Annotated in this window: 11 protein-coding genes and 1 pseudogene; 4 read left to right on the top strand and 8 right to left on the bottom strand. The window is 67.4% G+C overall.

Going from position 1 to position 8,977, the window contains the following annotated elements; genetic code table 11:
• The coding region (locus tag D7X74_RS35760) for a transposase (RefSeq protein ID WP_147446804.1) at positions 1-263 on the bottom strand (263 nt) is incomplete at its 3' end.
• A gap of 72 nt (positions 264-335) precedes the next feature.
• On the opposite strand from D7X74_RS35760, the gene D7X74_RS44600 reads away from it, so the two are divergent.
• The 3 genes and pseudogenes from D7X74_RS44600 to D7X74_RS35745 all read left to right on the top strand — a co-directional run.
• Complete coding sequence (locus tag D7X74_RS44600) at positions 336-509, top strand: hypothetical protein (RefSeq protein ID WP_120537471.1); 174 nt, start codon at positions 336-338, stop codon at positions 507-509.
• Complete coding sequence (locus D7X74_RS35750) at positions 487-1,212, top strand: hypothetical protein (protein ID WP_158620279.1); 726 nt, start codon at positions 487-489, stop codon at positions 1,210-1,212. The genes D7X74_RS44600 and D7X74_RS35750 overlap by 23 nt, the downstream gene beginning before the upstream one ends.
• A gap of 19 nt (positions 1,213-1,231) precedes the next feature.
• Positions 1,232-1,348 (top strand): annotated as a pseudogene (locus D7X74_RS35745) (ParB N-terminal domain-containing protein); the annotation flags it as partial.
• Here D7X74_RS35745 and D7X74_RS35740 read toward each other — a convergent pair.
• The 6 genes from D7X74_RS35740 to D7X74_RS35715 form a co-directional block, all read right to left on the bottom strand.
• Positions 1,337-1,927 carry an iron-containing alcohol dehydrogenase gene (locus tag D7X74_RS35740; protein WP_147446803.1) on the bottom strand — a complete coding sequence of 197 codons (591 nt, stop codon included), beginning with the start codon at positions 1,925-1,927 and terminating at the stop codon, positions 1,337-1,339. The pseudogene D7X74_RS35745 and the gene D7X74_RS35740 overlap by 12 nt on opposite strands.
• Positions 1,928-2,035: 108 nt before the next feature.
• Complete coding sequence (locus D7X74_RS35735; protein WP_120537468.1) at positions 2,036-3,355, bottom strand: amidohydrolase; 1,320 nt, start codon at positions 3,353-3,355, stop codon at positions 2,036-2,038.
• Positions 3,356-3,415: 60 nt separating this feature from the next.
• Complete coding sequence (locus D7X74_RS35730) at positions 3,416-4,417, bottom strand: alpha/beta hydrolase fold domain-containing protein (protein ID WP_120537467.1); 1,002 nt, start codon at positions 4,415-4,417, stop codon at positions 3,416-3,418.
• 213 nt (positions 4,418-4,630) lie between these two features.
• Positions 4,631-5,680, bottom strand: coding sequence for a GNAT family N-acetyltransferase (locus tag D7X74_RS35725; protein WP_120537466.1), 1,050 nt, complete (start codon positions 5,678-5,680; stop codon positions 4,631-4,633).
• Positions 5,673-6,377: a hypothetical protein gene (locus D7X74_RS35720; RefSeq protein WP_233595307.1), complete on the bottom strand. Its 705-nt coding sequence runs from the start codon at positions 6,375-6,377 to the stop codon at positions 5,673-5,675. The genes D7X74_RS35725 and D7X74_RS35720 overlap by 8 nt, the downstream gene beginning before the upstream one ends.
• A gap of 252 nt (positions 6,378-6,629) precedes the next feature.
• Positions 6,630-7,451, bottom strand: a complete 822-nt coding sequence (locus D7X74_RS35715) for an alpha/beta fold hydrolase (protein WP_120537472.1) — start codon at positions 7,449-7,451, stop codon at positions 6,630-6,632.
• Positions 7,452-7,548: 97 nt separating this feature from the next.
• Here D7X74_RS35715 and D7X74_RS35710 point away from each other — a divergent pair, with 97 nt between their 5' ends.
• Positions 7,549-7,947 carry a helix-turn-helix domain-containing protein gene (locus D7X74_RS35710; RefSeq protein ID WP_120537464.1) on the top strand — a complete coding sequence of 133 codons (399 nt, stop codon included), beginning with the start codon at positions 7,549-7,551 and terminating at the stop codon, positions 7,945-7,947.
• A gap of 94 nt (positions 7,948-8,041) precedes the next feature.
• Here the strand turns inward: D7X74_RS35710 and D7X74_RS35705 are convergent.
• Positions 8,042-8,977, bottom strand: a 936-nt coding sequence (locus D7X74_RS35705; RefSeq protein WP_233602401.1) for a hypothetical protein, incomplete at its 5' end; no start/stop codon positions are given.

Below are 8,977 nucleotides of genomic sequence, written 5' to 3'. Positions count from 1 at the left end.
TCCAGCAGCCGCGCCTGGAGCTGTTCCCACACGCCGGCCCGGGTCCATTCCTCCAACCTGCGCCAGGCTGTCATGCCCGACAGGCCGAACTGCTTGCGAGGCAGCATCTCCCACGGGATGCCGCTCCGGAGCACGAAGACGATGGCCTCCAGCGCCGCCCGGTCGTCCGCACGAGGGCGGCCCAGCTTCTTCTTCGGCCGAGGCGGAGGCAGCAGGGGCGCCACGCGCTGCCAGAAGGCGTCGGGGACGAGTTCACGGACCATGCCCCTCAAGCTGATGATGCCCCTTGCCAACGGCCAGCCCAGCCCTGACTTTCGTTAGGTGCTGTTAGCGGAATGGTTGCCGTCGTCCCAGGTGATAAGTACTTCACCCTCGCGCTGAAGGCCGACGGTGCCGTCTGGGCCTGGGGGAAAAACTACGGCGGCCAGTTGGGCAACGGGGGGCGACGAAAATTTCACACCGGGGCAGGTGCAGGGTCTCACCGGAGTGGTCTCCACCGCCGCGGGTGACAACCACGTCCTGGCCTTGAAGTCGGACGGCACCGTCTGGGCTTGGGGTAGAAACTTCAGCGGCCAGTCGGGCAATAATGATGAATGGAAATATGACGTCTACACGCCGACGCAGGTGCCGGGCCTCACCGGCATGGTCGCCCTTGCCGCTGGCGGCGAAAGCTCCGTGGCGCTGAAGTCGGACGGCACCGTCTGGGCCTGGAGCAAAAACGCCAGCGGTCAGTTGGGCGACGGGACAACGACGAACCGCTTAACGCCGATACAGGTGCCGGGCCTCACCGGCGTGGTCGCCCTTGCCTCTGGGCCATATTACACCTTGGCGGTGAAGTTGGATGGCACCGTCTGGACCTCGAGTTTCTATTCGTTTCAAGGGACGGTGCCGGGACTTGCCGGCGTGGTCGCCCTTGCCGCTGGTGCGTCCCACTCCTTGGCACTGAAATCGGACGGGACCGTTTGGGCTTGGGGCAGGAATGCCTACGGCCAACTGGGCGATGGAACGACGACGAATCGCTACGATTCGGTGGTTCGCGTACCGGGTCTCAGCGGAGTGACCAGCATTGCTGCAGGCGAATTTCACAGCATCGCGGCGGGGGCGGACGGCACCGTCTGGGCCTGGGGCTCCAACGCCAACGGCGAACTGGGTGACGGGACGACGACGGCCAAGCTCTCCCCTGTACGGGTGGTGCAGGGGTGGACGCGATGAAAGCGGGAGCCCTCACTTCGAACTCACCGAGTCCATCAAGGCACAGGGCATCCTCCAGCCCATCCTCGTCCGCAAGGACGGCGACGGCTACCGCATCATCGCCGGCGACCGCCGCTGTAGTGCTTCATCTCACGCCCGATGACTTGGGCGGGGACGCTGGCTTCTTCTTCGACGCGGCCTCATTGGCTTCGCCGAGGAGTTCCTTCTCGACGACAGGCTTCGGCGGATTCGCCTTGAGGTAGTCGTTGCTAAGTTTCTCGGCCATTTGTTCGACCGAGCTGCGAATCACGCCGAGAAGCTCTAGCCGATGGGCGATGCCGAGGGAGCCCGCGTCAGTCCATGTCTCGGCGGTCGCAATTGCTCGTCCGTTGCTGCCTGTGACGTTCTGGCGGAGAGAGAGGCGCGTAGTATAGACAACCATTCCATCCGACGCCGAAAGCAAGTTCACACTGATGTGCGCCTGTGGCATTCCTTCTGCCGAGTACATTTCCTTCTCAGTAAGGACTCGGATCCCGCGGCGCCGGAACGTCAGCTCAGCGAGGGTGCGTAGCGCTTCTGCTGTGAGCCCAATGTTCGCGTAACCATTGCTGACGTTGACGGTGACGTGGACGCCGCTCATGTCAATCAGCGGCCAAAGGATGAAGGTATCCTCGGCCCGCGCCTGCCCCACGAAGAGCACCGCCACGAGGCCGAGCACCACACGCAGATTCCGCATGGCCCCACGCTAGGTCACAGGGGTCCCATGGCGTCAAGCCGGCCCGGGCACCCGTTGACGGGGGCGGGCGGAGCGCGGGAGGCAGGTGGGATGCGCCTCTCCGTTCTCTCAGGGCCTCCCGAGCAGCTCCAACGCGGCGGTGGTCAGCACGGTGACGCCGGTGCGCAGCGTGCGCTCGCGGTCCGGCGCGTAGACGGGCGAGTGCGGGGACGGGAGCGTCTCTCCCGCGGCCTTGGCCTCCGCGAAGCGCTTGGGTTCGGTGATGCCCAGCCACATCATCACCGCGGGCACGCCCGCGCGGCCGTACTCTGAGAAGTCCTCGCCGCCCATGACGGGCGGTGTCTCACTGAGGTTCTTCTCGCCCAGCACCTTGCCCACCGCGTCCACCAATCGCTTCGTAAGCGCGGGGTCATTGAAGGTGGCGGGCGTGCCCTCGGTGACCTTGACGTCGGGAGGACGGGGCGCTCCGGAGGCCATCGCCTCCGCTTTGGCGATGCGCTCGATGCCGGCCAGCAGCGCCTTGCGGACCTCCGGCTTGTACGTGCGCACCGTGAGCTGCAGGCGCACCTCGTCCGGGATGATGTTGTGCTTGGTGCCACCGTGGATGGCGCCCACCGTGATGACCCCGGGCTCCAGCGGGCTCTTCTCCCGGCTGATGAGTGTCTGAAGCGACAGGATGGTGCGCGCCGCCATCACCACGGGATCCACGGTGGTGTGCGGGTACGCGCCGTGCCCGCCCTTGCCGTGGAGGGTGACGTCCACCGAGTCCACGCTCGCCAGCGCATAGCCGGGGGTGAACTGCACCGTCCCCGCCGCGGCGGTGGACACGGTGTGCAGGGCCACGGCGAAGTCCGGCTTGGGAAAGCGCTTGAACAGGCCGTCCGCCAGCATCTGCCGGGCCCCCGAGCCAATCTCCTCGGCCGGCTGCCCCACCAGCATCAGCGTGCCACGCCACCGGTCCTTCGTCCGCGCCAGCAGGGTGGCCGTGCCAAGCCAGGACGTCATGTGCACGTCGTGCCCGCACGCGTGCATCACCGCGACGTCCGCTCCGGCCGCATCCTTCGACTTCGTCTTGCTGGCGTAGGCCAGCCCCGTCTTCTCCTCCACCGGCAGCGCGTCCAGGTCCGTGCGCAGCATCACCGTGGGCCCCTTGCCGTTGCGCAGCAGGGCCACCACGCCGTGCCCGCCCACCTTCGGGGTCACCTCGAAGCCGAGCTTGCGAAGGCGCTCGGCCAGCTTCGCCGCCGTCTTCTCCTCCTGGAGTGACAGCTCGGGCGTCTGGTGCAGGTCGCGGTAGAGCGCGTCCAGTTCGGGGTACAGCGCGTCCAGGCCCTCGATGGCGGTGGGAGGGGGCGCCGCCGCGAGCACGGGGCCGCCGGGCACCGCCAGGCAGGCGAAGAGCAGCGGAAGAAAGGAAAGCGTTTTCACCAGGAAGCCTCCTGTCCGTCAGGGACCCTCACTACAGCACGTACCGCGATGGGAGGCTGCTCAATCACCGGAAACCGGCATGGCGCCCCTGCCCGCGGCCCCCCGAGCGAACATCCGTCCCAGCCACGCGTCGCGCGTCGCGATGCAGGCACGCGCCACGTCGGACCGCGGGGCAATGTCATAGAAGCCGTGGAAGGCTCCGCCCCAGACGTGCAGCTCGCACTCACCGCCCGCCGCCAGGATTCCGCGCGCATAGGCGATGGCTTCATCCCGAAACGTCTCCCCTGCCGCGACGTCGATGAAGGTCGGTGGCAGCCCTCGCAAATCCGTCGCACGCCCGGGCGCGGAATAGGCAGACACCTCCGGGCCCCCGCAGCGGTCGCCCAGCACCGCCCGCCAGGCCGTCAGATTGCTGGTGCGGTCCCAGACTCCAGCGCCGTCGTACCGATGGGCGGACTCCGTCTCATTGCGGTCGTCCAGCATCGGGCATTGCAGCAGCTGTCCCAACAGCCTCGGGCCTTGCCGATCCCGGGCCAGGAGCGTGGTTCCCGCCGCGAGCCCGCCGCCGCCGCTCCCGCCGAAGATCACCAACTGGTTCGGATCAAACTTCAGCCGGCCGGCGTTCGCCGCCATCCACACCAGCCCCGCGTAACAGTCCTCCACCAGGGTGGGCGCTGGATGCTCGGGCGCCAGCCGGTATTCGACCGTCACGCAAACCGCGTCATGACGGAGCGCCCAGTCCACGAGCGGCTTCGCTCCCGCGAAGCGGGTCCCCATCACCATTCCGCCGCCATGGATGAAGTAGACCGCAGGCCCCGGAGCCGAGTGGTCCTGCCGGGAAATGACCGAGACCGTGATCCCGGCGCCCTGATACCCGGGGATGCTGACATCGACGCAGTGGACCTTCGCGTCGCCAATCAGGTCCTCCCGGGTCACGCGGCTCAAACCACGGAAGTGCTCAAGCTGCTCCAGCGTCATCTTCAGGGGCACATATCCCTCCAGCGCGGGCAGGAGGGCGGCCAGCTGCGGGTCGAAGTCGGGGGACGCGTTGGGGTAGGTCATGGGAGGTCCTGGCCCGTGATGGGGGGCATGCAGCTTCCAAGGTGCCATCTCCGAGCCCGAACAGCACTCCTCGGAGTCGTTCGCATCAACGGGGAACAAAGGCGTCGCCAATGAGCGCGCTGATGTTCCGTTCCATCACATCGGAATGCAACGTCAGGCCCGGGGGCCGACAACGCCACGCGATTCAATTTTGAGAGAGTCCGTCACATCGCTTCAACGCAGGTGCGTGAACACGGAAGGGGCCGCGGGCAGCTCCAGCCCGGGAGTCGGCAGCAGGCACGTCACCTTCGCTTCCCCGGGGAATGGCACCCAGCCCGCGCGCCACATCAGGGGGGCGGGAATGCAGGGGCCCCGCAGCATCGCGGCGCAGCTCACCCCCCGGCGCTCCATGTCCTGCATCGCCACCTGCAACAGTCGCCGCCGCTCCGTGACGGGCACGGCGTCGTCGAAGGCCATCAGGTCCACGACCTCCGCGGTCATGGTCTCCCGGCCCGTCATCCGCATGGAGTAGCTGTTGACGAACCCCCGAACCTCGCCTGCCTGCTCCAGCACGAAGGTGCGCGGCACCTCGCGGTACTGAAGCTGATGCGCCAGCCGCTCCGCCGTGTACGCGTAGCCCAGCGTCACGGACTTCATCATCCGCTGGACCAGTGCCATGCACCGGGGCAGGTCCGAGGGACGGTAGGGACGGATGCCTTGGGCCTGCGCTCGCCGGAACCGGTGCCGGAGGAACGGACGCGCCAGCGTGAACAGCGCGCGTTCCGAAGCGTGCATCGACCAGCGAGCCAGCGCCTGGGCGTCAAAGACATGCACCCAGAGCCCCATTCCATCGAGGATGCGCGCATGCTGCGTCTGGTGCCAGAAGCCAGGCCCATCCGTTCCCGCGGCCACGCAACCCAGGAGGAGCCGCGCTCCCCGCTCACGGTGTCGCAGGAGCATCTCCTGCGCCAGCTTCCCGCCAATGCCCTGTCTGCGGTGCGAGGGGGCCACGCTGGCCCAACTCCCGTAGGTGCCATCCACTTCCTGCGAGCCCAGGCGGATCCTCGCGGGCTCCGCGAACAGCGTTCCCACCAGCTTCCCATCCGCGTACGCGGCCACCAGGTAGTCGCGTGGGGCCTTGCCCTCGCGGAAGAGCAGCCAGTCAAAGAAGTGCGCGTCCCATACGGCCAGGGGAAGCTGCTTGCCGTAGAGCTCCTGCCAGACACCATTGACGAAGCGGGAGGCTTCCCCGGCGTCGCCCTCGAAGGTGCGGATCTCAACCATGCTTGCGCTCCTGAACCGGCGCATTGGCGAGGTGGATGGGGTGGGCACCGAAGAGGTGGGTGAAGAGCGCCCGGGTGGACGGGATGAGCGCATTCCAGTCAGGGATGTGGACGTGCTCCGGGCCGGTGAGCACCTTGGCGTAGATGGCCTCATAGACACGCTTGACGGTGCCGGGGGCAATGGCATCCATGTCGAAGGCCGGGACGATGCCCACCAGCTTGAAGCCGTGGTGTTCGGCGTTGAGCTGGGCCCGGGCAAGCTTCAGCGTGGAATAGTAGAGGGCCACTTCGGCGCCAATGCTCCGGCCCACGGCCTCCAGGACGGTGACTCCCAGCTGACCGATTCCCAGGGCCCGGTGCGAGGGCTTGATCGCTCCCATGGGCGCGGAGATCTGCAACCCCCGCACATTCTTTTCAAGCGTCAGCAGCCCGATGATTTCGTGTCGCTCCTGGGAGCGACACAGCATCGCATACAAAGAGCGGTCAGGACTCTCTCCGCGCAGGAAGAACTCCCGCTCGTAGAAAGAGGGCTCCAGGTGACGACTCTCCGTGCCGACCTGGATGTCTGGATACCATTCGCGCAGGTGCTCGGTGACCTGTGGGATGTCCTCCCTCGCCAACTGCTGGATGTAGCATCCTCGTGGTTCGGCGTGTCCGCTCAACATCTGACTCAGCTCGCCCCATTGCATTATTTTCATGGAGGCAGATTTTGCTGGAGAAGGAGTTGGCCGGGACAGCGCTCCCCGAACAATCTCCTTGAACTGTCATTGTTGAATCACACGCATCCTTCGCGCGTGGTGTTCTTCACAGGCGACGTGCCCGGGGGGGCACCGAGGAGTGCGCAGGGAGCCTCGGCACCCACAGGGTGCGGACACGACAGCGTCTCCGGGTCAACGGCCCAGCCCGTTCAGCAGGATGACGTAGGACTGGACCTGAGGGCGTTTTGAGCTTCAGCGGGAGCCACGGACGAAACCGCGCAGGAGCGCGGCGAGCGCCTCGGGTTGATCCTCGGGCAGGATGTGTGCGGCGTCGCTGATTCGCGCGGTCACGAGGTGGTCGCACAGCGGCGCGATCTGACGTGCGAGCGCGTCGCCAACGACGCCCCCGGCGATCGCGAGCGTCGGGACAGTCAGCCGTTCGACCTTCGCGAGGAGCCGAGCGTTTTCGGGGAGCGCGCGGTAGTGCGCGAAGGCGCAGCGGAGCGCGTCGCGGCCGCGATAGGCCTCAAGGAAGGCGGCGCGCGCCTCGGCGGGGAGGCCGCGCTTCGTGCCGATGGTGAAGAAGTGGTCGAGGTACGCCTCCTCGTGGCCCGAGATGACCGCCTCCGGCATGTCGGGGATCGCGTGGAACGCGAACCACCACGGCGGACGGAATGACTCGGCGCCAGGAAGCCCACCGAGGAGCGCCTCCATCACGACGAGCTTCTTCACGCGCGCTGGATGGCGCGCGGCGGTGAGGAACGCAATCGGCGCGCCGAGATCGAGGCCGATGAGAATCGCAGGCTCCTTCGTGTGCGCGTCGAGCACGGCGAGCGCGTCAGCGACGAGCGTGTCGAGCTCGTAGCCCGACGTCGCGCGCGTCGTTGCGCCAAGGCCCCGGAGGTCCGGTGCGATGACATGATGCTCGCTGGCGAGCGCGCGCATCACGTTCCTCCAGACGAACCAGGTGTGCGGAAATCCGTGGAGGAAGAGGAGCGGCGGCCCCCTGCCCGCCGACGCGACGTGGATCGCGATCCCGTTGGCCTCGACGACGTCATGCTGGAAATCGCTCATGGGGCCAACCATGTGCCCGCGGATACCTGGTATCAAGAGGATACCAGGAGGAGTTCAGGGGACCTGGATGGAACCAAGGCACCTGGAGGAAACCACGATGGCTGCACGCAGACCGGGAGGCCCCTTCGTAGCAACGTGCCCGACGCGTGAGCTGCTCGACCAGCTCGCTGACAAGTGGTCGGTGCTGCTCCTGCTGGCGCTTGCTGACGGGCCGGTGCGCTTCAACGCGCTGAAGCGCAAGGTCGAAGGCATCACGCAGAAGATGCTCGGCCAGACGCTGCGCCGCCTTGAGCGCAACGGCCTTGTCGAGCGCCGCGCCTTCGCGACGGTCCCCGTCACGGTGGAGTACGAGGTGACGCCGCTCGGCCGCTCGCTCTACGGCATCGTTGACGCACTCCGGAATTGGTCAATCGACCACATCGGAGGCGTCAAGAAGGCACGCGAGCGCTTCGACTCGACCCGCGACCACGTGCATGGCCGCCGTGAGATGCCCTGACGTCCGGGACACGCGTCACGATGGGTCTTCTGTCAGAACGTCAAGGACGTGCGGAACGCCGTCAAGTGCGTGAGCGGGCAGGTCCTTCCCGCACTCAGGATTTTCGCGCGGACAGAGCGCCGACGAGGCCCACCCCGAGCACCCCGATGCCCAGCGCCAGCAGGTAGAGCGCCGGGAAGACGTGGCGTTCCACCTCGATGGCGTCCCCCACGTACGCGAGCGCGAACAGCCCCACGCCCGTCACCGTCTGCGCGATGCCCAGGGCCAGCGTCGCGGACGGGCGCCAGCGCAGCACCAGCAGCCCCGCGAGCACCCACAGCCCCATGCCCAGCGGCGTGCCCAGCCCCACTCTGGCGATCGCTTCCGTGAAGGCTTTCGCCGGATCCACTCCCAGCGGGCCCACGCGCCAGGCCTCGTGGCGCGCGGCGAGCCGCTCCAGGTTGCTGCGCTCCGGGGCTTCGGGGCGGAAGGACAGATAGGCCGTCATGAAGGTCACGGTGCCGTCGCGCAGGCCCGTGTCGAGTGCACTCCAGACCTCGCGCCACGTGGCCCCAGGACGATCCAGCACCAGGAAGCGCGCGTAGGCTCCTCCGCCGCGCGTGGCCACCCACCGCGTGAACCCCCAGCGGTCCGGGCGCAGACGGTAGTTGAGCTCCTCCGGATGCCAGTCGTGCAGCGTGCCCCCGTCGAAGCAGGGGGTGATGACGTGCCCCCCGGCACAGGCCTGGACGTAGTCCCCTGGAGGCATCCCGTCGCGGGTGAGCAGTCGCTCGACAGCGGCGGGGTCCGTCAACATCCGGCCCATCACGTTGTTGGCCAGGTTGGTGTGGATGGACGTGTCGAACAGCCGCGTGAAGGCCAGCGCTCCCAGCGCCACCACCGCGAGCGACGGCGTCACCCACCGCGGCCCCTGGGGCAGCCGCCCCCAGGCGCGCAGCAGCGGATGCAGGGTGAGCAGCAGCAGCAGCACGAAGGGCGCGGTGTTCTTGCTGAACACGAAGAGAACCCCTACGGCCAGCGCGGCGAGGGC

Origin of the sequence: Corallococcus sp. CA047B (genome assembly GCF_003612065.1) — a bacterium.
Taxonomy (GTDB): domain Bacteria; phylum Myxococcota; class Myxococcia; order Myxococcales; family Myxococcaceae; genus Corallococcus; species Corallococcus praedator.
The sequence above is the reverse complement of the archived record's forward strand: the minus strand, read 5'-3'. Positions and strand labels throughout refer to the sequence as shown.

What these genes read in the sequence shown, in the direction of transcription:
- D7X74_RS35715 (WP_120537472.1), bottom strand. Translation starts at nt 7,451, where the DNA reads ATGAGCGATTTCCAGCATGACGTCGTCGAGGCCAACGGGATCGCGATC.
- D7X74_RS35710 (WP_120537464.1), top strand. Translation starts at nt 7,549, where the DNA reads ATGGCTGCACGCAGACCGGGAGGCCCCTTCGTAGCAACGTGCCCGACG.
- D7X74_RS35725 (WP_120537466.1), bottom strand. Translation starts at nt 5,680, where the DNA reads ATGGTTGAGATCCGCACCTTCGAGGGCGACGCCGGGGAAGCCTCCCGC.
- D7X74_RS44600 (WP_120537471.1), top strand. Translation starts at nt 336, where the DNA reads ATGGTTGCCGTCGTCCCAGGTGATAAGTACTTCACCCTCGCGCTGAAG.
- D7X74_RS35730 (WP_120537467.1), bottom strand. Translation starts at nt 4,417, where the DNA reads ATGACCTACCCCAACGCGTCCCCCGACTTCGACCCGCAGCTGGCCGCC.
- D7X74_RS35740 (WP_147446803.1), bottom strand. Translation starts at nt 1,927, where the DNA reads ATGCGGAATCTGCGTGTGGTGCTCGGCCTCGTGGCGGTGCTCTTCGTG.
- D7X74_RS35720 (WP_233595307.1), bottom strand. Translation starts at nt 6,377, where the DNA reads ATGAAAATAATGCAATGGGGCGAGCTGAGTCAGATGTTGAGCGGACAC.